The sequence below is a fragment of the Neisseria musculi genome (assembly GCF_014297595.2).
Classification (GTDB): domain Bacteria; phylum Pseudomonadota; class Gammaproteobacteria; order Burkholderiales; family Neisseriaceae; genus Neisseria; species Neisseria musculi.
Window position 1 is genome coordinate 541,238 of the sequence record NZ_CP060414.2, and the last position, 21,137, is coordinate 562,374.

A 21,137-nucleotide genomic window follows, 5' to 3' on the forward strand; every position below is an offset into this window, starting at 1 on the left:
AAAATGTTTTCAGACGGCCTCTTCTTTTGGAGTAAACCATGAGCGACTACAACGAAATCCGCAACGCTTTAAGCCATATCGATGCCCATGACCGCGACACCTGGATACAGGTCGGTGCCGCCCTGAAAGACGAAATGGGCGATGACGGCTTCAATCTTTGGGACAACTGGTCTCAAAGTGCCGACAACTACAATGCCCGCGATGCCAAAACCGCTTGGAAGTCGTTCAAGCCCGGCCGCGTCCATATCTCCACATTGTTTTACCATGCGCGCCGAAACGGTTATACCCCGTCCCAACCCTACACGCCGCCGACACCCGAACAGCAGGCGGTGCGGGCTGCCGAACTGGCTGCGCGGCGGCAGGCCGAAGAGCAGGCACAGGCCGAAGCACAGGCTAAAGCGAAAGAAACGGCACGGAGGATTTGGAACCGCTCCGCCCCCGCCCGCGCAGACCACCCCTACCTGGCGGCCAAAGGCATCACCTCGGCGGCGGCTGTTGCCGGATTGCGGCAGAACCGTTACCGCGGCGACGATAATCTGGTGGTGCCGCTGTATTACGGCGGCGAAATCGTCAACGTGCAGTCCATCAACCAAAGCGGGCATAAGCGTTTCCTCTCCGGCGGGCAGGTTAAAGGCGGTTACGCCGTGGTAGGCAATGCCGGGCAGCTTTCAGACGGCCTGGTGATTGCGGAGGGCTACGCTACTGCCGCCAGTATCCATCAGGCAACGGGCAAGCCCGTGATTGTGGCGTTTAACGCCGGCAATATGGTGGCGGTGTCGGAGCGGCTGGCGCAAAACCTGCCTGCCGGTGTGCCGGTGGTGCTGGCGGCGGACAACGACGCATCGCAAACCGGCATTCACAAGGCGCGGCAGGCGGCGGCATGGTTCGGCGGCCATGCCGTGGCGGTGCAGCCCGAATTCACGATGACGCAGATTCAGGCTTATCAGAACACCAACGGGCCGAACCTGCCCAGCGACTTCAACGACCTGCACCAACTGGCCGGCACCGAAGCCGTGCGCGGACCCATCGAAGCGGCTTTCAGACGGCCGCAGCCGGCTCCCGAAGCGGGGCAGGAAGTGAACGGACCACGGCTGCAATCTGCCGTCAGGCCGTCTGAAGGCCGCCCCGAAGCAGCGCAGGCAATCCGCGAACCGCGGCCGGCAGCGGCTGCCGCTCCCGAAACCGAACCGCCGCGCCCCGCTGCTGCGCCCACTATGAGCGATGAAGAATGGGCGGCGGTTGTTGCCGAAGAAGCCCGTCTGTCAGGCTATCCCGCCCCGCCGCCTGCCGAAACGCCAAGCCAAGCCGCCCCAACCGGGGCGGCTTCTTTACAGGAACACGATATGGACAGTAAAGCCCAAACCCAAACCGAACCCCGAACCGCAGCGGCGGCCGCTGAAGCCGCCGCTGCCCCCGAAGCCGCCGACAGGCCGTCTGAAAACAACACCATCGAATACGCCGCGCTGCGCCGCACACGGGAACCCGAACCGCATCAGAGCATTGACCCCGGCCACGTTTTCGGCCACGGGCGTGAACACAGCCCCGCAGCCGGCAGCGGCAAGGACCAAGCCGATAAGGAAACTCCGGCCGCAGCACGGCCGAGTACAAATTCTGAACCCGCCGCCGCGCCGGAAGCCGGGCAGCCCGATTTGGCCGCAGCCGGCCGCAAAAAGCCCGTTACCGACCTGAACTACCGCATCCCGCCCGAAAGCATCAAGAGCCGTTATGTGGTGGCCGACGGCAAATACCTTTCCGCCGCCAACCATACCACCGTGCTGTTTACCGACAGCGGCAAAAAAATCAGCACCGCCAAAACCGATGCGCAGACCGTCAACGATATGCTCGAAGTGGCCAAAGAAAAAGGCTGGGACAGCATCAAAATCAGCGGCAGCAAAGAGTTTAAATCCATGATGTATGTGGCCGCCGAAAGCCGGGGCATCCGCACCAGCGGCTACCGGCCGACACCGGAAGATTTGGCCTTGCTGGAGCGGCTGCGGCAGGAGCGGTCGTTAAACGCCATCGAGCCGCAACCCGGGCGCGCCCCTGCCGTTGCCGAAGCCGAAAAAGTGCCGCCCGCACCTTATCCCGGCGACAAACGGCCAAGGCCGTCTGAAACCCGACAGGGGGCAGCGGCCAAAACCGCAGCGGCCGCAGAAGCAGGCGAGCGGATAGTCAATGCGGGCAATGCCCCGTATCAGCACAACCCAAAAAACCAGCCCAGCCCGTATATCGTGTTGGAAAAAGACGGCAGGGAGCGCACCGTTTGGGGCGTGGACCTGCCCGACGCGATGGCGCGCAGCGGTGCCGAAATCGGCGACCGCATCCGCCTGCATTCGCTGGGCAAACAGCCGGTGGAAATCGAAGTTGCCGTGCGCGATGAAGCGGGCAACGTTACCGGCATGGAGAAAAAAGAGGTTGGGCGTAACCTGTTCAGAATGGAAATCGTGCAGGACCTCCGGCAGCGGCAGGAACAAGAAATACCGCCCGATCGCGAGCCGGAAAAGGTGTTCGCCAAACCCGATGTGGAGATGCTGTCGAAAGCCGACAAAATGCTTGCCCAAAACGAATTGCCCTCCGATGCCGCCATCAACGCCTCCCATACCGCCGACACGCAGCCCGGCGTGCCGTTGCCGGCAATCGGGCAATCCGAGATCCGCTCCGAAGCGGCGGTGGCGGCAGGCCGTATGAAAACGGCGGCACTGGAAACCGGTTTTATTGCCGCCAAAGGCGTGTATATGGACAAAGCCGCCAAGCTCTCGAAAGCCAACAGGCAGCACCTGCAATGGCACGAGCGCAATGTTTTGGACACCATCCGCGGCCTGAAAGGCGATGCCCGCACGTTGGCCCTGACCAACTATTACGAGCACACCGCCAAGCAGATGAGCGGAAGCAGGCTGAAACTGCCCAAGCCGGTCAAACAGCCCGCCCACCGGCAAACGCCGGCCAACCCAACAACCGAACGCAACCAACGGCAGGAGCGGCAGCAAGGCAGAGAAATGGAAATGGAACGTTAACGAAAAGGAGAATGTATGTCGGAAAATCATCTATTGCTTGAATTGCAGCAAAAGGAGCCGCTTGAGAATTTCTTCATGCCGGAAGAAGCTGAAGTGTTTTTTAGTTTAAGCCCCGAGCAGCAGCAACGCTATTTGGATGCCTGCACTTCAGAAGCAAGCATACAGGCTTATTTGAACAATCCCGACGAGCCGCAGGCTGCAAAACAACTGCTTTCAGACGGCCTGCGGTAAAACCGGTGGAAATATGCCCCGTACTTTAACAGTGCGGGGTATTTTGTTTGGAGGAAGAAATGAGCAAAGAGCAACAGAATACCCAAAATGCACAGGAGCAATACGCCGAAGCCATTGCCGCGGAACTTATCGCGCATTTGAAAAGCGGAACGGCCCCGTGGCAGAAGCCGTGGGAGCCGACCATGAGCGGCCTGCCGTATAACCATCTCACCGGCAACACCTATTCGGGCAGCAACACGCTGAAATTGATGATGCAGCCGTATGACGATCCGCGCTGGCTGACTTACAAACAGGCGCAGTCGGTCGGCGCACAAGTCCGCAAAGGCGAAAAAGGCGTACCGCTGATACGGTTGGTCACCCATGTTGAGCAAACGGTTAAGGACGAAAACGGCAAGCCGGTCTTGGACGACAAGGGCGAGCCGCAGAAAGAGTTTGTCAAACTCGACTTTCCCTATATCCGAACATTCAGCGTTTTCAATGCGGAGCAAATAGACGGTCTGCCGGAATGGCACCCCCTACACTCGCCGCAGCATGAATGGGAAAACCATCAGCGTGCCGAAGCTCTTCTTTCCGCATCAGGCGCGGAAATCAGACACCGTCACGGGGATTCCGCCTATTACCGGCCGTCTGAAGATCACATTGTGTTGCCGCATAAAGAGCAGTTTCCGAATGCCGGTCTGTATTACGCCACCGCTTTGCACGAACTCGGGCATTGGACAGGGCATGAAAGCCGGTTAAACCGTGAGCTTTCCGGCGGTTTCGGCACATTGTCCTATGCCCGGGAAGAGTTGCGGGCCGAAATCGCCTCCATGATGTTGACGCGGCAGCTTGGATTGCCGCATGACCCGGGCCGCCATGCCGCCTACATCGGCAGCTGGATACAGATTTTGACCGACGAACCCACCGAAATTCTTAAAGCCGCCCGCGATGCCGACAAAATTCAAAGTTATGTGGTGGGGTTTGAAAAAGAGATCGGTCACGAACCGAAGAAGGCTCCGACCGCACCTTCGGAGAAAACGCCCGAAAACACCGCCGCCCCTGCAACGCCGTCTGAACACGTCTCCGCAGCCGGGCGTGTCGAAACGTCCGAGCCGCATTACTCCGAAAAAATCATCGGCCGGCTGGCAGAATCCCACGGTTGGCACAAAGAAGACGGCAAAACCGCCTCAAAAACCATCGAAGGTGCGGGCGGCGGAATGCTTAATCCCGAAGCCGTGCGCGATGCCCGCCGCGCCATTATCAATGCCCTTGAAGACAAGTATCAGGCTGCCCGCGATGCCTATGTGAAGCAGACCGTTTTGCTGCCGCCCGCCCAAAAATCCCGCCGCAACCTGCTCGAATCCCAAATGGAAGCCTTGATTAAAGGGCTCCCCGAGCAGACGCAGATGCAGGCGCGCATTAATTTTTATACCAGCCGGGTTGGAGAAAGATTACGGCAGGTTCAGAAGCCCGATCCGCCCGGACAAAGCGAAATTGCTTTCGAACGGTGAAACACGCCGCTGCGGTTTGCCTTTGAAAGAAAAGTAAGGCATGATTAAAAACAACCTTACCCGGAGAATTGATATGGGCACCACCCTGAAACTGACCGCCAAGGGTCAGATTACTTTGAAAAAAGAACTTTTGCAGCACCTCGGAGTCGGCATAGGCGAACTGCTGGAAGTGGAGAAACTGCCCGACGGCGGCCTGAAAATCCGTGCAGGGGAAACGGAAAACAGACACGGCATCATGAATATGGCCGGCTGTCTGCAAGGTAAAAGCAGTGTGCGTTTGAGTATAGAAGAAATCAACGAAGCCATTGCCGAATCTTATGCACAGGCCGGAATGCGGGGATTGGGGCGCGAATGAACATTACCGCAGACACCAACATCCTTGTACGCCTGCTGGTAAACGACGATCCGGCCCAACCGGCTGCCGTCAAACCGATACTGAGCCGTGCCGGGCGGATTTGCATACCGACCAGCGTGTTTTGCGAATTGGTGTGGGTTTTGTCGCACAGCTACCGTTTCAGCCGAAAGGACATCTCTTGGGCTGTGCGCGGACTGCTGCAAACGGACAACCTTGTCTGTCATACCGGGGAAATCCTTGCCGGTCTCGCATTATTGGAAGCGGGTGGGGACTTTGCCGACGGTGTGAACAAATACGCCGGCCGGCATCTTGGCGCGGACACCTTCGTTACCTTTGACCGCAAAGCCGCTTTGCTGCTGCGCAACCGGGGCAGAAAAGTTACCGTTCCCTGAGTAGCACCCTTCCGCCCCGGATCCGAACGAATCCGAGGCATTTTTTAAACCCCGTCATAAAGGCCGTCTGAAATATTTTTTCAGACGGCCTTTTTACGTTTGGAGATGCCATGCCCGAAGCGGAATATGGAGAAAGCCCCGGTTTTTATATCACCGAAAAGCGTTTGGGCGGCCGGGCGGCCTACGGTGCGGCCAAAGCCAAAGGCAGAACGGCACTGGATTACCGCCAATGGGTGCAGGTGCGCACGCCTGAGTTTAAAGCGTGGTTCGGCGATTGGGAGCATGCCCGAGTTCCCGACCGGCTGCTCGATGCCAACGGCGAACCGAAAATCTTTTATCCCGAACCGGTTGCCGACACTTACGGTGTTACCCGCGACATTTCCCGTACCGAAAAACAACGGCGGCGTGTTCGGGAGACGGTAACGGAATACGTCAAATACGGTGCCGACGGCCAAATATCGGCAATATCGACACAACCCCGGGAAGGCTGCATCCCCGAACGGCGCACCCGCACCTGCACCGTTTACGAAGACGTTGCCAAAACGGAGACGGTGCATGAAATCCTGCGCTTCAGCCGGGTTGGTGACGGTGCTTTCCATATTCATGTTCAAGGCAGCAACCGCTTTGTCGGCGGCCTTCTGTTAATGCCGGAAAAAAGCGGACAGCAAGGTTTTTCGGGCAACCGCCCGCCAGCCAAAGCCGACGGCAGCCGCTACTTCGTGCCATACCGTGCCGAAATAGCAGCAGCCTACCGGGGCAAAGGCGTAGGCTCGGCACTTTACCGTTTTGCCGAACAGTGCATCGGCGAAGAAATCTATCCGGCCCGTTCGCAAACGGATGCCGCCAAAGGCCTTTGGCACAAACGCAACCGCCAAGGCGGTTTCGGGGGATATTTTATGAATGCAGAAGGGCAGATAAAGTCTGCCGTCAACAACAGCGGTTTGTTCGACCGCAACAATCCCGATACCGGCGATCCTTTGCCTCGGGAAATCATGGAAAAAGCCCGCCGCCTTTACCGGGGACGGATGGCGGCAGAACCGCCCGGCTTGGAAAAACACCGTCTTCAAATACAGGAGCAGGCTATGGAGAAAAGCCACTTAAACCACAGCCCTCCCATTATGCAGCAACCACAAAGGCCGTCTGAAATTTCAGACGGCCTTTCTGTTTTGGAAAACACCATGGAAAAAGAACCGGTACGCGAAGCGGATATTGCGCACGGCGGCCTGAAAGCGGCCAAGCACCATTACCAAATGCACATGGCCGGCGCCGGTACGGCGGAAAAACTGCGCTGCGCTTTGCTGGAGCACGCGATGGAAAAAACCCTATCCGGCCTGCCGCCGGATATGCAGGTATTGGCGCGCACCCATTTTTACCGGTCAATGGTGCGGAATTCCGCGGAACGGCAGTATGCCGCCGCCGTGCCGCAGCCCGATACCGGCTTGGAACGGTAAAGAGTTTTTTGAATATTCAAACGGCCTGATTGGTATTCGGGCAAAAGTAAAAGGAACATGGATATGCCTGAAATCAGTGTCTACGGGTTAAGCCGTGAAGAAATAGATAACCTCACTTCACTAGCCAGGCAGCGATATGGCAAAGCGAGTGTCTCATGGATGGCAAAACGGCTTTTACAAGAACAGTTGGCAAAAGAAGAACCTGAAGCGGTCAAACTGCCGCCGCCCAAGCGCGGCAGGCGGATAACCCTGCGCCTGCCCGACAAAGAACGCGCATGGCTCGAAACTGCCGCCGTGCTGTACCGCAGCAGCATCAACGATGTGGCGCGCGACATTATCCGGTCGCATATCTGCCGCCACCCGATGCCGTCTGCCCATGAGGCCGATGTGTTGGCGCAGTCCAACTACCAACTGGTCATGATAGGCCGCAACCTCAACCAAATCGCCCGCCGTCTGAATGCGGGCGAAAACGTTTCTTTGAGTGGCCGGCAGATTACCGAACTGAAAAAGTTCATTGATGCCCATGTCGGCAAAGTCAACCATGTGCTGCAAACCAACCGCCGCCGCAGGCGGGAATAACCCATTAAGGAGCGTAGATAGATGCACCGTAAAATAGATGACTGGTTTTTGGGCTATAAAACCCGTGCCGTTAAAGCCAAAAAAGATGGCGGGCTGTATTTCGGCAACGGCCGCCGCAGCAGTGCCAAGCCTTTGAAGCCCGGCAGCGGTTTGGCCAACCTGCGCGCTGCCGCGCTCAAACACCCGGAGGTGATGGTCAAAATCCCCAAACGGCTGAGCAGTAACTCAAAAGGAATGCGCGGCGTGCGCAACCACCTGGACTATGTGTCGCGCAACGGCGAAGTGCCGTTGGAAACGCAGTCCGGCGAAAAACTGCACGGCAAACGTGCGGTTAGGGGTTTTGCCGATGATTGGCGCAAACTGGGCATTCCCGAAGAGAGCAAGCATAAAGAGGCGCTGAATATCGTGCTGTCGATGCCCGAAGGCACGCCGCCGGAGGCGGTGTTGAACGCCGCCCGCAGCTTCGCGGCCGAGCAGTTCGCCGGGCATCATTATGTGTTCGGCCTGCACCACGACAGCCGCGATCCCGATGAACCGAAACACCCCCACGTCCACCTGTGCGTACTGATGCGCGACGGGTTCGGGCAGCGGCTCAACCCGCGCAAAGCCGACCTGTTCGAGTGGCGCGTGCGCTTTGCCGAAAAGCTGCGCGAAGAAGGGGTGTTGTGCGCGGCCACCAAGCGCATACACCGGGGCAAAACGCAAAAGCCCGAAAACAGCCTGCTGCGTGCCATGCGCCGGCGCGGCGTGCTCTCCAATGCGGCAAGACAGCAGGCTGCTGAATTGATGGAAGCGTTGAAAAACAGCGACCGCCCCAAGCATCCTTTCTTGAAGGAAACCCTACGCACACGCGGCATCGTGCTCGAACAATACGGGCAAATCGCCAAAGAGCTGTACAAGATGGGACATAAAACCGAAGCCCGTATCATCGGCAAACTGGCAAAAGACGTGGCCGGGCAGGACTTCACGACCAAAGCACAGAACCAATACGACAATATCCGCGCCCGCCGCCCCGCCATCGGGCCACTGCAACAGCAGCCGGCAGCGGAGAAAGCCAAACAGGATAAGGATATTCAGCGTTGAGCTATTTGTACAGGTTGGATAAAATAGCTAAAATAGCGAACTACCGTACCGATAAAGGAAAGCGTAATGCGTACCATGACAGCCAGTAATGCCCAAAACAACTTCGGAGATCTGCTGGATACCGTCCGCCGCGAGCCGGTGCTGCTGACTAAAAACAAACGGCCTGTAGGCGTGTTTGTTTCTTTAGAAGACTTGCAGGGGACTTATTTGGCCGAGATGCTGATAGAGAAAGAAGGAGGATACGATGAATGGGTGCAGGCCAAGGTCGGGAAATCTTTGGCGCGTTTTCAAAAGGACGGCACCCGGGGAAAAGCCGCTGCCGATGCCCATACCGATGCCTTGGACAATATCCGCAATAAACTGCAAAACCGTTGAGCCGTCCGATGTATGCAATTGTTTATGAAGCTGAAGCACAAGCGGATTTGCTCGCCATTCTTTCCTACTATGCCGATGAAGGCGGTATGGCATTGGTGGAAAACATCGGCAGCCGCATAGAAACGGCATTGGCCGGATTGGCTTATCTGCCTTACCGCAGCATTGAAAGCAGTTTGGTTCACGGAGCAAGGGAATTTATCCTAAACAATCTGCCGTATAAAGCGTTTTTAGTGATAGATGAAACCGAAAAAACCGTTTATGTGTTGAATATCGTACATACCGCCCGACAGTTTCCCTAACCTTATCGGTTTTGCTTTATTCCCACCGCCGATAAAACACCTTGCTTGCGCAAGGTGTTTTTTATGGATACCCTAAAGATGAAAATGAGACGACACGACCGTCAATCCGCCCTATACACCGGCGACTGCCGGCAGATTCTGCCCGCGCTGGCCGCCCAAGGCATAAAGGTGCAAACCTGTATCACCTCGCCGCCGTATTACGGCCTGCGCGATTACGGCTGTGCGGGGCAAATCGGCTTGGAGCCGACCGTGGCAGAATATATCGATAACTTGGTGCAAGTATTCCGCCTGGTGCGCGATGTGCCGGCCGATGACGGCACCTTGTGGCTCAACCTCGGCGACAGCTATGCGGGCAGCGGCAAAAGCAGCAACACCGGCGGCAGCCCGTTTAGCGGGTATCAAGATTCATTTCAGACAAGCACCCAACTGACAGGCCGTCTGAAAGCACACGGCTTCAACGAAGTTAAAACCGCTCCTCTTTCAGACGGCCTCAAAGTCAAAGACCTGATCGGCATTCCGTGGCGCGTTGCCCTGGCTTTGCAGGCAGACGGTTGGTATCTGCGCCAAGACATCATTTGGCACAAAACCAACCCCATGCCCGAATCCGTTACCGACCGCTGCGCCCGCGCTCATGAATACCTGTTCCTGCTTTCCAAAAACAGCCGTTATTGCTTCGACCATGAGGCCATCCGCGAACCTTCAGACAGCTACGAACGCCCCGGTGCAGACCGGCAGCATGATTTTTGCCGCGCAAAGGGAAAATACACCGCAACCCCCAATCCCGGTCAACGTGCAACCCAACACCGCAGCAACCGCGAGCATACGCCCGCACGGCCGTTACGCAACAAACGCAGCGTATGGCCGGTTGCTACCGTTGCCGCCCGCCACGACCATTTGGCCGCCTTCCCGCCGAAGCTGGTCGAGCCGTGCATTTTGGCCGGCTCCCGCCCGGGCGATGTGGTGCTCGATCCGTTTTCGGGCAGCGGCACAGTGGCGGAAACGGCCAACCGCCTGGGGCGGCGCTGGATAGGCATTGAGTTAAACCCCGCTTTCGCCGATTTGCACGGACAACGGACGGCGCAGCAGGCAATCGGTTTTTAATATGGGAGATTTTTTATGGCAAACAGCCATATCGAATGGACGGAACGTACTTGGAACCCCGTAACCGGCTGCACCAAACTATCGCCCGGCTGCAAAAACTGCTACGCCGAAACGATGGCAAAACGGCTTCAGGCGATGGGGGCAGCGGGTTATGAAAACGGTTTTGCCCTTACACTCATGGAAGGCCGTCTGAAAGAACCCGCCGACAGAAAAAAGCCGGCGGTTTATTTTGTGAACTCGATGTCCGACACCTTTCACGAAGACGTCCCCTTTGCTTACATCGACCGCATTTTTGAAACCATCAGGCAAACCCCGCAGCACACCTATCAGATTCTGACCAAACGGGCGGAGCGGATGGCCGAATACTTCCGCACCCGTTCCGTGCCGGAAAACGTATGGCTCGGTGTGTCGGTAGAAGACCGCCGCTACGGGCTGCCGCGAATAGATGTGTTGCGGCCTATCCCCGCCACCGTCCGTTTCATCTCCGCCGAACCGCTATTGGAAGATTTGGGGCCTCTAAACCTTACAAACATCGAGTGGGTTATCGTCGGCGGGGAATCCGGCTCCGAAGCAAGGCAGATGTTTCCTGCTTGGCGGATAACATCCAACGGCAATGCGGGGCCGCCGGAGCCGCGTTCTTCTTCAAACAATGGGGCAGTTGGGGAGCGGACGGCATCAAACGCAGCAAACGTGCCAACGGCTGCCTGCTCAACGGCAGTGTCCGGCAGGAATTTCCCATGCCTTTACGCAGGAAGTCAAAATGACCAAACAATACACACTAGACTTGAGATACAAACAAATCGGCGACCTGTTCGCCGGCGGCGGCGGCGCAAGCTGCGCCATCGAACAGGCCACCGGCCTGTATGTGGACTTTGCCGTCAACCATGACGGACAGGCCGTCTCCATGCACGCCGCCAACCATCCGCAGACGATACACTACCAAACCGATGTGTACGAGGTTGACCCGTATTTGGCCTGTCGCGGCCGCCCGGTCGGTCTGCTGCACCTCAGCCCCGACTGCACGCACCTCAGCCCCGACTGCACGCACCTCAGCCCCGACTGCACGCACCTCAGCCCCGACTGCACGCACCACAGCCAGGCCGCAGGCGGCCAGCCGCGTGACAATGCAACCCGTTCTTTGAGTTGGGTAGGCAAGCATTGGGCGGCGCAGGTGCGGCCGGACATCATCACGCTCGAAAACGTCGAGCAGATTACCCGTTGGGGCCGGTTGGTGGCCAAACGCGACAAGGCTACCGGACGCGTGATTAAGTTGGATAAAACCGTGGCGGCTCCCGGCGAGCGGGTACCGGTGCAGCAACAATACCTGGTGCCCGACCCCAAACACGCGGGGGAGCGGTGGCGGAAGTTTATCCGCGAGCTGGAAAAGCTCGGCTACACCGTAGAGTGGCGGACGCTGGTAGCCGCCGACTACGGCGCACCCACCACCCGCAAACGGCTGTTTATGGTGGCCCGCTGCGACGGACAGCCGATTGTATGGCCGGAACCGACCCACTATAAGAACCCGAAAAAGGGGCAGCAGAAATGGCGTTCCGCCGCCGAATGTATTGATTGGTCGGTGTCGGGCAAATCCATCTTCGGGCGCGAAAAACCGCCGGCCGAAGCCACTATGCGCCGGATTGCCGGGGGCATCAGAAAGTTTGTCCTGGATAACCCCGAACCTTTTATCGTCAAATTCCGTAGCGGCAGCGCGGGAAGTGCCATTGACCAACCGCTACCCGCCATTACCGGCGGCGGCCATCCCAAACGCCCTGCCGGCGGCGCGCACGCTTTAGATGTGGCGGAACCGATACTTGCCCCTATCGTAACCACCCGCAGCCACGGAGATGACAGCAAACGGTGGGGACATGGCAGTAAATCGGTGCATGAACCGTTCGGAACCATTTGCGCCCAAGTCAACGGCGACCATAGTTACGTTTCTGCCGTGCTGGTTAACGCTGCTCACGGGGAGGGAAGCGGCCGCACCAAACGGCGCGGTATCGGCAGCCGCGACATCACCGATGCCCTCGGCACCGTAACCGCCTCCGGTTGCGGCGGCCACGCGGTCGCAGCGGCCTATCTGATGCAGGCCAACGGCGGCTTTAATACCGTTCCCGGTAAAGAAGCCTCCGAGCCGATGACCACCATTACCAACAGCGGCAGCCGGCAGCAGTTGGTATCGGCCTGCCTGATACGGCAATCCGATGCCCGCACCGGCACCGGCAGCAACGTTGCCGCATCGATGGCCGATGGCGGTCAAACACCGCCGGCCGTCTGTAAACCGGATAACGCCGAAGCGCGCGCCCTCAAAGTGGCCGCACTAGTACGGCAACGGCGATGCCCGCGATCTGACTGCGCCGCCGGGCACGCTGACCACCCAAGACCGTTTGGCTTTGGTTACCGTATATATCAACCGGCAACCGTACTACATCGTGGACATCACGCTGCGTATGCTGCTGCCCAAAGAATTGTACAAAGCCCAAGGCTTCCCCGAGGATTACATCTTCGACCGTGACCATACCGGCAAACCACTGACCAAAACCGCCCAAGTGCGGATGTGCGGCAACTCCGTATCGCCGCCGCCGATGGCCGCGCTGATACGCGCGAATTACCGCCCCGAAGCAGTATTTGCCGGACAACAGGCAGCCTGAGCACCCGTTGCAGAAAACCGCCCCGCCGCAGCACAAATTCATGTGCTGCGGCGGGGCTTTTTTTTGTTTCAGGCCGTCTGAAATACTTTGGACAGACTGCTTTTGCTATCGTTTTTAAAAAATGATAGCATTGTGCGAACACCTCCAAAGGAGTATCTCCATGCCGTCTATTACTGTAAGAAACCTGTCTGAAGAAACCCATCGTGCCCTCAAAGCACGCGCGGCGGCCGCCGGGCGCAGCACCGAAGCGGAAATCCGGCTGATTTTGGATCAGACGGCAAATCCGCCGCAACGCGTCCGTCTCGGTTCGCTTTTGTCCGGTATCGGCCGCGAAGTCGGCGGGGTGGATTTCGATATTGAAAGAAAACCCGAACCGGAGACCAAACTCTGATGATTCTGCTCGATACCAATGTGATTTCCGAACCGCTGCGGCCGCAGCCGCAGGCATCCGTAACCGCATGGTTGGACCGGCAGCCCGTTGAAGCGTTGTACTTGTCGGCCATCACCGTAGCAGAACTGCGTTTCGGCATTGCCATCCTGCCGGACGGCAGGAAAAAGCAATTGCTGTCCGAGCGGCTGGAGCAGGCCGTTCTCCCTTTGTTTGGGGAACGTATTTTAGATTTCGGCATTGAAGCCGCTGCCGCATATGCCCAAGTCCGCGCAAAAGCACGGGCCGCCGGTTATGCTGTTGCCGCCGCCGACGGCTATATCGCCGCCATTGCCCGGGCACATGATTTTGCAGTTGCAACACGCGACATCTCGCCGTTTGCCGCTGCCGGGCTTTCAGTCATCAATCCCTTTCAAGAATGAAATACAGGCCGTCTGAAAGACGATTTTCAGACGGCCTGTATTTCAACTGTGGCATATAATCAGCACCGGTAAAACTTCTCAAACAAAGAAGTAACGGTAATAACAACAATCCTCCCGCAGGAGGGGGCAAGTCGGGCTTGGACTTGCCGGTGGCGGAGATGGCCGAAGGTATCGGAGCGGCCGGCATGGTCAAGTCCGGCTTGGGGGTGTGGGGCCGTTTTGGGCGAACCTGTGAGCCGGAAACGGGGCTGCTGCGGGGTGGTTTTATGCTTTCAAAAAAGTTTTTCATGCCGTCCGAAATGGTTTCGGACGGCATGAATGCGGTCAGCGGGCAATGACTGTGGCTATCTTCCATCGGCTGCCGATATATTTTTTCTTAAAATCATCAGCTAAAGTTTGAATTTCTTTACCATATTTATCTATTTTGTAAATATATTTACCATCAAAGCACAGTGAAAACTGTTCCTCTTTCGCAACATTCAGCAAAATCACGTCCAAACTCCCCACATTTTGCCAGCTCAAAAGGTTGGTCATTGCTTCTGTATCCAACTCTGCCACGTCTGGAATTTCCTCTTTCAGACACTCGGAAAACAGTTGCTCATACGCTTCGCGCGGCAGTAAGGCGAATGTTTCCGTGATGGTGCCCACATCGTAATCGTCAAAGGTATCTTTCAGCAAATCGTAGGTAAAATCCGAACTGCCCTTTAAGGCCGAAGCAAAAATTTCTATGCAGTCGTCTGCCGTCAAGCCCTCGTTTAAACCGTCCGAACTCCGCCATAACGTCATAAAAACTTCCCGTATCTCTTTCGGCTCGAGTTTTTCTGTCAGGGAAACTATCCGCTCTGCCCTATCGTGTGCATGATTCATTTCACACCCCGCTTTCTTCATCATTTTGAATGCCCTTTGCTGCAATTTCCCGCTCAAACCATGCGGCGGGGTCGGCGTAAAATTCGGGCGGGAATATCAAAGCCACATTAAAATCAATGTTGGTATCCTGCCAAAACCAATGCGCCTCAACATCCGTACAGCCGTACCAATAAATTTCCAAACAGCACCCCAACAGCGCATGAACAAACGAGCCGCTTTGACTGCGTATAACGGCATCCATATAAACCTTGAGTGAGCGGCGGTCTTCGGCGGTTATGCCGTGCAAAAGCGTATGCAGACGGATATAGCGGTCAACATCAAAGATAACGGTCATATCGCGGTAATATTCGCCCAAACAGTCCAAATCTTCATCGGTGCAGTTGATGTTGTCCAATTCATCGTCCATTTCAGCTACCATCAGGCGGCGGCCGTTGCGGCCGTAAATAAAGCGGCATTGCATATTTTTCCTTTCATTGGTTTTTTCAGACGGCCTTCAGGCCGTCTGAAACCGTCAAAACAAAACAAGCTGTTGTTCAAGCGTGATGGGTTCGGCCGGCACGGCCGCCGCTGTTTCTCCGCCGCGTTCGGATGCGATTTTTTCCGCCATCGCCCGGCCGAAGCCGCCCGAAATCCAATCTGAAGTACACCACGCCGACCAAAACTCGCGGGTTAAGCTGTTGCCGTGTACGATTTTTGCGGGTATGCGGTACAGTTGGCATTGAATGAAACACATCTGCACGCATAAAATATCGATGTCCGCGCCTACCGCTGCCATGTGCCGCGCGGGGGTGTAACCCGCCTCCCGCACCTGCCCGGCAAATGCAATCAGGTTGGCGCCGCTGCCTCAGGCCGGTTCCAAAACGCTGACAAACGGTTCGGTTTTCAGTTTTTCATCCAAGTCCTGATTCACAATGGCGGCCATTAGCCTGCTGACACAATACGGGGTGAAATACTGCCCGCTGCTGTCGTTGCCCAACCCCAAATCCATATACAGACGGCCTGACACGTCATCAAATGCCCCCTGCTGCTGCGCCTTATTAACGGCAAGCATCAACATGCCCAGCATTTCGGGAAAGCGGCAAAAATCCGCTGCGGGGTATTTTTTGCGTATTTCGTGATAGCGGTTTTCCCTTTGCTCCCACTCCGCATCAAATGCGTATCGGTTGATTAAGGCAACGGCGGCCAACTCGATAAAATCTCTGAGTACGTCTGCTACACGGAAAGCCGCACCGAAAGATTGGAACCCCTTGATTAATTCATGGTGGATATTTTCCATTCCGTCTTTCCTTTATCGTTGTTCAGACGGCCTCAAGGCCGTCTGAATCAGGGTTACAAATCCCTACCACCAACTGTCGTAAAAGACGGCCAAACCGTTAGCCAAAGCCGCGCGGGCGGCGGCAATGAATTTCTCGGTTTCCGTGATATCTTCGGGGTAAATCTCCTTCCCGCCGAAGAAACAGCCCGGCGTATATTCCAATTCGTTGTTTGCCAAAGCCCGCTCCAACCGTTCCAAGTCGTCAAGCTCCAGCCTGACGGTGCGGCAGTTAAACACCTCAACCCCGCCTTTTTCCCGATACAGCTTTTCCATCCACCCGTGCAGGTGGTTGAACTTGCGCCAATAGGCAATATCGGCAAGCTGCGCTTGTTCGCGCTCTTCTTCGGTGGCCGGCATCACATCGGTTTGCCGCTCGCCCGCAAACTCTGCGCGCATGGTATAGCCGTACATGTCCAATCCCATAGTCATTCCTTTCATGCGAAATAATTAACAACACACAACCATCGGGGGCGGTAGCCGCCGTGTTGTGATGTCGTTAAAAATTTCAAAGCGCCCAAAGTCCAGACTGGCTTTGTGCGGCTTTCATCTTTGTCCGGTGCGCCCTCTGCGGCGTGGTGGAAAAGGTGGAAGACGTGCAAAGACACTCGTCTTGGTCTGGACTTTGGGCGCTTTGAAATTTAGACATCACGAAACAACGCGGCGGCTACCGCCCCCGATGGTTGTTGACGGGACAGCCGCTTGGCGGCGTTTCCGCCTGTTGGGCGGAATTTCGGCGGGGTCGCTTTGTCGGCTCCCGCCTATCCTGCGTCTAGCTTTAAAATAGGTTTTTTAGTGGAGATTTGACGTTTTTTTCAGGGGTGGGTACGCGTGGACTTGGATATTGACGTTAATTTGGTAGAATATTTTAGAACAATATAGAATTTATGTAGAATTTAGTATTATAATTGTAGAATTTATATGAAATTAATTAGAATTTAAATAGATTAATTTTAGAATTTACTAGAATGAAATAGAATAATGAGTTAATATTTGTAGGATGATTTAGAATCAATTAGAACGGAGTAGAATGCAATGAAACTATCTGCAAAAGATTTTATGAGCCGGCAACAACAGGCTGCAAAAAATTCCAAGCTGGAACCCTTGAAAAATGATATTCTGCTGCTTCATTCCAGTGGTTATACTTTGGCTCAAATTCTGAATTTTTTAAGTCTCAACAATGTGCGGATCAGTAAAACAGCCCTGCATCACTTCATCAAAACCCGCTACACAGTTCCCGCCAAAAGTGAACCTGCTGCTGAGTGCAGGCAGCAAAAAAAACCGCCCACGCCGCCAGCGTCGGATAACAAATTACCGGTCGGCGACGAAACGAAAACTTCTGAATACCTGCAAAGCGGAAAGGACAAAAACGGTAGCCAACGTAAATTCGATTGGCAAAATCCGCCTTCACGCGAGGAACTTTTCGGTTCTCCTGAAAAACAGCATTCGGAAGAAACCTAAAATCGTCATAAAAAAGCCGTCTGAAACCTTTTCAGACGGCCTCCAATCACCATTTTTCAATCAAGCTCCAAAATAGCCTCAATGCGGGATAAAACATCCTGCAATACATAATCAGGCACTTTCTCTTTGAGCGCTGCTTTGCGCTCTCTCCAATCCAGCGATTTCAGCTGGTGGCAATGAATATTGCCCTGAGTGTGCGTCCCCGCCCCAAGCAATGTAGAAAGCATACCGCGTGCCGCCGATGCCTGCCCTTGGGATATGGGGCAGGCAAAAACCAGCCCTACAGCTTTATTGAATGCTTTCGGGGTCAGCACCAAAGCAAAATGACCGCCTTTCATTTCTTTTCCCGATGCGGGATCAAATCGAAGATGGATAATATCGCCCTTGTCCGGTATATACATTATTTCGCCACCTCCCTGCCGACATCGGACATTTCATCCCAGCCTGCGACACGGGGCGCGCCTTCGGGCATTTCTGCCAGCAGGTCGGACAGTTTGTATTTGGGGCGTTTGGCCGCTTTAATCATAATCGTTTGCCCCTGAATTTCGGTTTGTAATTCATCGCCGATTTCCAACCCGAGCCGGCTGATAATCTCTTTCGGAAAGCGCACTGCCGCGCTGTTTCCCCATTTCTGCAATTTCATCACGATTTACCTCCTGAAAAAAAGTATCTACATTGTAGATACAATATTGATTACTGTCAAAATATCCGCCGTCAAACCCCACTTATCCACAAAAAACGTGCATATCTCCCTGCTCAAAACACCCAAACGCCTATCTGCCCATAAAAAACCAAACTGCACAAAAAAGCATCAGGCCGTACGGCCTTAAGGTATTTGCAGATGGTCTCTGCGGTGCTCTCTGCGTCTAGCTTTAAAATAGGTTTTTTAGTGGAGATTTGACGTTTTTTTCAGGGGTGGGTACGCGTGGACTTGGATATTGACGTTAATTTGGTAGAATATTTTAGAACAATATAGAATTTATGTAGAATTTAGTATTATAATTGTAGAATTTATATGAAATTAATTAGAATTTAAATAGATTAATTTTAGAATTTACTAGAATGAAATAGAATAATGAGTTAATATTTGTAGGATGATTTAGAATCAATTAGAACGGAGTAGAATGCAATGAAACTATCTGCAAAAGATTTTATGAGCCGGCAACAACAGGCTGCAAAAAATTCCAAGCTGGAACCCTTGAAAAATGATATTCTGCTGCTTCATTCCAGTGGTTATACTTTGGCTCAAATTCTGAATTTTTTAAGTCTCAACAATGTGCGGATCAGTAAAACAGCCCTGCATCACTTCATCAAAACCCGCTACACAGTTCCCGCCAAAAGCGAACCTGCTGCTGAGTGCAGGCAGCAAAAAAAACCGCCCACGCCGCCAGCATCGGATAACAAATTACCGGTCGGCGGCGAAACGAAAACTTCTGAATACCTGCAAAGCGGAAAGGACAAAAACGGTAGCCAACGTAAATTCGATTGGCAAAATCCGCCTTCACGCGAGGAACTTTTCGGTTCTCCTGAAAAACAGCATTCGGAAGAAACCTAAAATCGTCATAAAAAAGCCGTCTGAAACTTTTCAGACGGTCACACCGGTAAAACCAATTCACGAATACCGCTCTTCCAGTTGATGACGCAGAGCCACGATAAAAACCGTATCCGCTTCAATGCGGTACAACACCAAATAACCCCTGCTGCCGAACGGTATCGGCCATTCACGGTACACATCATCGAAATACCGCCCCTGTGCGGGGAATACGGCCAACTCATTCAATGCCGATTTGATTGCGCCGACGGCTTTTGCCGCCGCTGCAGGATTCTTTGCTGCGAGAAACCGATACAGCCGGTTCAGGTCATCAACCGCTTTCCCGGTCAGTATCACCTGCATTCCAACGGCTTCGCTTTCTTGCCGCTGATGATCTGATCCATCCAGTCATTCGCTTTTTCAAGCGCCATGCCCGCTCCCGTTTCCTGATAATGCCGCCATGACTCGTCTGCGGCCGCTCTCAATGCCGCTTTGCTTTCTTCCCGGTCAAGAAACTGATTCACCGCCTCTTTCATCAACCAATGAATCGAACGGTCCTGTTGTTCAGCCACGATCCTCAACCGTTCTTTGGTTTCCGGTGTCAGTTTCACTGCTACCGGTGCAGACTGGGTTTTCATAAGCAAAGCTCCTTAAGTTATAAAAAGTAATACCATTATATACCCGTCAAGCCCCGCTTATCCACAAAAAACGTGCATATCTCTCTGCTCAAAACACCCAAACGCCTATCTGCCCATAAAAAATCAAATTGCCCAAAAAAGCATCAGGCCGCACGGCCTTAAGGTATTTGCAGATGGCCTCTGCGGTGCTCTCTGTATAGAAAACGGCTTCGGCGGACAAAGCACTTCGGCGTTTTGTGCGCTGTACTTTGTCCGTCATGTACAAAGACATGATTTGGCAAGGTTTTTCAAACATCCCAAACAGGCCGTCTGAAAACGGAAAAACGGGGTTTCAGACGGCTTCAAACGCCCAAAACGGCTATCGGGGCATCAAAACAGCGGCCGTTTCGGTATCTCAACGGTGAAAACCGCCGAAACCGGGGCGGCGGCCTTATGGCGCGGTGGGTTTTTTCGGGGCTGATGCCGGCATTTTTGAGAACGGCCTGCCGCAGTTTTTCGATCGCCGCCTTGTCGGGCTTGTCGGGCGGCGGCTTGGCCGGTTTTTCGCGCTCGGCAGCCAATGCTGCCAGTTCGCGCAACACTTTCTGCTGTTGGGCTTTGAGATCGGCTTCAGACGGCCTGCCGTTGGGTTTGCGGTCGGGCGGGAAAAAAAACCAGCCAGCCTTTGAGAATACTCGCCTCCATAATCGGGCGCAGATCGAGATTTTGGTTGTGAAATTTGGCCAGTTGTTTTACGGCGGCTTTTTTCGCGCCGTTTCCTGCTTTTTTGCCGGCTTGCGCGCGCATATCCAAATAGGCGTGCCACAAATCGAGCGGGATAAATTTCGGCAGGCGGAAATTGTCGCGGTCGTGGTGATGACGGCTGTCGGCGGCAGGAACGGGTATGCCCCTTAATTCACAGAGCTTGGCCAACAGCACTTCGCGGTTCAGATACCAGTGCATCTTGCCGTGCACGCCGCCGCGCCGGTATTGCACCAAGCCCAGGTTCAGCAGAATGCGGCGCACTTTTTCGTAACCGCGCCGTTTTAAGCCTAGCTCTTGCTTCAGATGGGCGGCGGTTTTATAAATCCAGCCGCATTTTTTGGGTTCTTTGTCGGCCACGTCCGACCACCAAAACAGATTGCCCAGAAATGCCGCCGCCTGAAAATCGTGCCCGCAAAGGGGCATAAATTCGTCATAGATTTGGACGAATTTGTCGGAAAGGTGCGGGCGCAGGTCGGCGATGAGCATTTGTATTACTTGTACTCTTTTACTTTTTGAACCCGTACTGTCTGATATAAGCGTGGGTTCATTTTCAATTTACCGCCAGTAAGTATTTGGATTCGATAAGCTTGCTTTTCCGGAACCATTTCCTGCCATTGTGTTACAGCCGATGGACTGATACCTAGAGCCCTTGCAACCGCTATTTTTGTTCCGTAAAAGGCAATAACATTTCTTGTTCGCATATATGGGTATTTCTTTGTTTAAGTTTGCTTAAATTATAGGTGTAAAGAATACTTA

General features: G+C 54.6%; 30 protein-coding genes and 1 pseudogene. 19 read left to right on the top strand and 12 right to left on the bottom strand.

Translation table 11 applies throughout. The annotated features are described in order from the left end of the window. Nucleotides 1–38 precede the first annotated feature (38 nt). The 17 genes and pseudogenes from H7A79_RS02695 to H7A79_RS02775 all read left to right on the top strand — a co-directional run bounded on the left by H7A79_RS02695 (nucleotide 39) and on the right by H7A79_RS02775 (nucleotide 14,166). Nucleotides 39–3,014, top strand: a complete 2,976-nt coding sequence (locus H7A79_RS02695) for an LPD7 domain-containing protein (RefSeq protein ID WP_187000982.1) — start codon at nucleotides 39–41, stop codon at nucleotides 3,012–3,014. 15 nt (nucleotides 3,015–3,029) lie between these two features. Next, a complete protein-coding gene (locus tag H7A79_RS02700; protein WP_187000983.1) occupies nucleotides 3,030–3,245 on the top strand; it encodes a hypothetical protein in 216 nt (71 codons plus the stop codon). Nucleotides 3,246–3,304: 59 nt separating this feature from the next. Then, on the top strand, nucleotides 3,305–4,735 hold the full coding sequence (locus H7A79_RS02705) for an ArdC family protein (protein WP_187000984.1): 1,431 nt from the start codon (nucleotides 3,305–3,307) through the stop codon (nucleotides 4,733–4,735). Between the two features lie 40 nt (nucleotides 4,736–4,775). Next, complete coding sequence (locus tag H7A79_RS02710; RefSeq protein ID WP_246408038.1) at nucleotides 4,776–5,090, top strand: AbrB/MazE/SpoVT family DNA-binding domain-containing protein; 315 nt, start codon at nucleotides 4,776–4,778, stop codon at nucleotides 5,088–5,090. After that, the gene (locus H7A79_RS02715; RefSeq protein WP_187000985.1) at nucleotides 5,087–5,482 is read left to right on the top strand and encodes a type II toxin-antitoxin system VapC family toxin; all 396 of its coding nucleotides are present in this window, start codon (nucleotides 5,087–5,089) and stop codon (nucleotides 5,480–5,482) included. The genes H7A79_RS02710 and H7A79_RS02715 overlap by 4 nt, the downstream gene beginning before the upstream one ends. Nucleotides 5,483–5,592: 110 nt before the next feature. After that, on the top strand, nucleotides 5,593–6,933 hold the full coding sequence (locus H7A79_RS02720) for a hypothetical protein (protein WP_187000986.1): 1,341 nt from the start codon (nucleotides 5,593–5,595) through the stop codon (nucleotides 6,931–6,933). A 63-nt stretch (nucleotides 6,934–6,996) separates the two neighbouring features. Beyond that, the gene (mobC, locus tag H7A79_RS02725; protein WP_187000987.1) at nucleotides 6,997–7,512 is read left to right on the top strand and encodes a plasmid mobilization relaxosome protein MobC; all 516 of its coding nucleotides are present in this window, start codon (nucleotides 6,997–6,999) and stop codon (nucleotides 7,510–7,512) included. 21 nt (nucleotides 7,513–7,533) lie between these two features. Beyond that, complete coding sequence (locus tag H7A79_RS02730) at nucleotides 7,534–8,595, top strand: relaxase/mobilization nuclease domain-containing protein (RefSeq protein ID WP_187000988.1); 1,062 nt, start codon at nucleotides 7,534–7,536, stop codon at nucleotides 8,593–8,595. A 66-nt stretch (nucleotides 8,596–8,661) separates the two neighbouring features. After that, nucleotides 8,662–8,970, top strand: a complete 309-nt coding sequence (locus H7A79_RS02735; protein WP_187000989.1) for a type II toxin-antitoxin system Phd/YefM family antitoxin — start codon at nucleotides 8,662–8,664, stop codon at nucleotides 8,968–8,970. Nucleotides 8,971–8,978: 8 nt separating this feature from the next. Beyond that, entirely contained in the window at nucleotides 8,979–9,269 is a 291-nt protein-coding gene (locus tag H7A79_RS02740; protein WP_187000990.1) for a type II toxin-antitoxin system RelE/ParE family toxin, read from the top strand. An 84-nt stretch (nucleotides 9,270–9,353) separates the two neighbouring features. Beyond that, on the top strand, nucleotides 9,354–10,370 hold the full coding sequence (locus tag H7A79_RS02745) for a DNA-methyltransferase (protein WP_187000991.1): 1,017 nt from the start codon (nucleotides 9,354–9,356) through the stop codon (nucleotides 10,368–10,370). A gap of 15 nt (nucleotides 10,371–10,385) precedes the next feature. Beyond that, a pseudogene (locus H7A79_RS02750) lies at nucleotides 10,386–11,134 on the top strand (phage Gp37/Gp68 family protein). Further along, nucleotides 11,131–12,882: a DNA cytosine methyltransferase gene (locus tag H7A79_RS02755; protein WP_246408040.1), complete on the top strand. Its 1,752-nt coding sequence runs from the start codon at nucleotides 11,131–11,133 to the stop codon at nucleotides 12,880–12,882. The pseudogene H7A79_RS02750 and the gene H7A79_RS02755 overlap by 4 nt, the downstream one beginning before the upstream one ends. Further along, nucleotides 12,836–13,018, top strand: a complete 183-nt coding sequence (locus H7A79_RS02760; protein ID WP_246408042.1) for a DNA methyltransferase — start codon at nucleotides 12,836–12,838, stop codon at nucleotides 13,016–13,018. Before H7A79_RS02755 ends, H7A79_RS02760 begins: the two co-directional genes overlap by 47 nt. A 160-nt stretch (nucleotides 13,019–13,178) precedes the next feature. Beyond that, nucleotides 13,179–13,409 carry a FitA-like ribbon-helix-helix domain-containing protein gene (locus H7A79_RS02765; RefSeq protein ID WP_187000992.1) on the top strand — a complete coding sequence of 77 codons (231 nt, stop codon included), beginning with the start codon at nucleotides 13,179–13,181 and terminating at the stop codon, nucleotides 13,407–13,409. After that, nucleotides 13,409–13,828, top strand: coding sequence for a type II toxin-antitoxin system VapC family toxin (locus H7A79_RS02770; protein ID WP_187000993.1), 420 nt, complete (start codon nucleotides 13,409–13,411; stop codon nucleotides 13,826–13,828). Before H7A79_RS02765 ends, H7A79_RS02770 begins: the two co-directional genes overlap by 1 nt. A 158-nt stretch (nucleotides 13,829–13,986) precedes the next feature. Next, nucleotides 13,987–14,166 carry a hypothetical protein gene (locus tag H7A79_RS02775; RefSeq protein WP_187000239.1) on the top strand — a complete coding sequence of 60 codons (180 nt, stop codon included), beginning with the start codon at nucleotides 13,987–13,989 and terminating at the stop codon, nucleotides 14,164–14,166. On the opposite strand, the gene H7A79_RS02780 is transcribed toward H7A79_RS02775, so the two are convergent. The 5 genes from H7A79_RS02780 to H7A79_RS02800 form a co-directional block, all read right to left on the bottom strand. Then, on the bottom strand, nucleotides 14,153–14,719 hold the full coding sequence (locus H7A79_RS02780; RefSeq protein WP_187000240.1) for a hypothetical protein: 567 nt from the start codon (nucleotides 14,717–14,719) through the stop codon (nucleotides 14,153–14,155). The two genes, H7A79_RS02775 and H7A79_RS02780, sit on opposite strands and share 14 nt — an antisense overlap. After that, nucleotides 14,697–15,155, bottom strand: a complete 459-nt coding sequence (locus H7A79_RS02785) for a hypothetical protein (protein ID WP_187000241.1) — start codon at nucleotides 15,153–15,155, stop codon at nucleotides 14,697–14,699. Before H7A79_RS02785 ends, H7A79_RS02780 begins: the two co-directional genes overlap by 23 nt. Nucleotides 15,156–15,206: 51 nt before the next feature. Further along, complete coding sequence (locus H7A79_RS02790; protein WP_246407885.1) at nucleotides 15,207–15,503, bottom strand: hypothetical protein; 297 nt, start codon at nucleotides 15,501–15,503, stop codon at nucleotides 15,207–15,209. 36 nt (nucleotides 15,504–15,539) lie between these two features. Continuing rightward, nucleotides 15,540–15,971 (bottom strand): hypothetical protein, encoded by a 432-nt coding sequence (locus tag H7A79_RS02795; protein WP_246407888.1) that lies wholly within the window; start codon nucleotides 15,969–15,971, stop codon nucleotides 15,540–15,542. Nucleotides 15,972–16,034: 63 nt separating this feature from the next. Beyond that, entirely contained in the window at nucleotides 16,035–16,433 is a 399-nt protein-coding gene (locus H7A79_RS02800; protein ID WP_187000242.1) for a phosphoglycerate kinase, read from the bottom strand. A gap of 609 nt (nucleotides 16,434–17,042) precedes the next feature. Between H7A79_RS02800 and H7A79_RS02805 the strand changes: the two genes are divergently transcribed. Continuing rightward, the gene (locus H7A79_RS02805; RefSeq protein ID WP_187000994.1) at nucleotides 17,043–17,468 is read left to right on the top strand and encodes a hypothetical protein; all 426 of its coding nucleotides are present in this window, start codon (nucleotides 17,043–17,045) and stop codon (nucleotides 17,466–17,468) included. 56 nt (nucleotides 17,469–17,524) lie between these two features. Here the strand turns inward: H7A79_RS02805 and H7A79_RS02810 are convergent, their stop codons facing one another. Next, nucleotides 17,525–17,869, bottom strand: coding sequence for a type II toxin-antitoxin system PemK/MazF family toxin (locus tag H7A79_RS02810; RefSeq protein WP_187000995.1), 345 nt, complete (start codon nucleotides 17,867–17,869; stop codon nucleotides 17,525–17,527). After that, nucleotides 17,869–18,111 carry an AbrB/MazE/SpoVT family DNA-binding domain-containing protein gene (locus H7A79_RS02815; RefSeq protein ID WP_187001601.1) on the bottom strand — a complete coding sequence of 81 codons (243 nt, stop codon included), beginning with the start codon at nucleotides 18,109–18,111 and terminating at the stop codon, nucleotides 17,869–17,871. Before H7A79_RS02815 ends, H7A79_RS02810 begins: the two co-directional genes overlap by 1 nt. Nucleotides 18,112–18,597: 486 nt before the next feature. Between H7A79_RS02815 and H7A79_RS02820 the strand changes: the two genes are divergently transcribed. Next, nucleotides 18,598–19,023: a hypothetical protein gene (locus H7A79_RS02820; protein WP_187000996.1), complete on the top strand. Its 426-nt coding sequence runs from the start codon at nucleotides 18,598–18,600 to the stop codon at nucleotides 19,021–19,023. A gap of 57 nt (nucleotides 19,024–19,080) precedes the next feature. On the opposite strand, the gene H7A79_RS02825 is transcribed toward H7A79_RS02820, so the two are convergent. The 5 genes from H7A79_RS02825 to H7A79_RS02845 form a co-directional block, all read right to left on the bottom strand. Continuing rightward, entirely contained in the window at nucleotides 19,081–19,362 is a 282-nt protein-coding gene (locus tag H7A79_RS02825; protein ID WP_187000997.1) for a type II toxin-antitoxin system RelE/ParE family toxin, read from the bottom strand. After that, nucleotides 19,353–19,637: a CopG family ribbon-helix-helix protein gene (locus H7A79_RS02830; RefSeq protein ID WP_187000998.1), complete on the bottom strand. Its 285-nt coding sequence runs from the start codon at nucleotides 19,635–19,637 to the stop codon at nucleotides 19,353–19,355. The genes H7A79_RS02825 and H7A79_RS02830 overlap by 10 nt, the downstream gene beginning before the upstream one ends. Before the next feature lie 341 nt (nucleotides 19,638–19,978). Further along, nucleotides 19,979–20,215 carry a hypothetical protein gene (locus tag H7A79_RS02835; RefSeq protein WP_246407890.1) on the bottom strand — a complete coding sequence of 79 codons (237 nt, stop codon included), beginning with the start codon at nucleotides 20,213–20,215 and terminating at the stop codon, nucleotides 19,979–19,981. Between the two features lie 31 nt (nucleotides 20,216–20,246). Next, complete coding sequence (locus H7A79_RS02840) at nucleotides 20,247–20,867, bottom strand: phage replication initiator YdaU family protein (RefSeq protein WP_246407893.1); 621 nt, start codon at nucleotides 20,865–20,867, stop codon at nucleotides 20,247–20,249. A gap of 5 nt (nucleotides 20,868–20,872) precedes the next feature. Continuing rightward, entirely contained in the window at nucleotides 20,873–21,082 is a 210-nt protein-coding gene (locus tag H7A79_RS02845) for a Cro/CI family transcriptional regulator (RefSeq protein WP_187000245.1), read from the bottom strand. Between the last annotated feature and the right edge of the window lie 55 nt (nucleotides 21,083–21,137).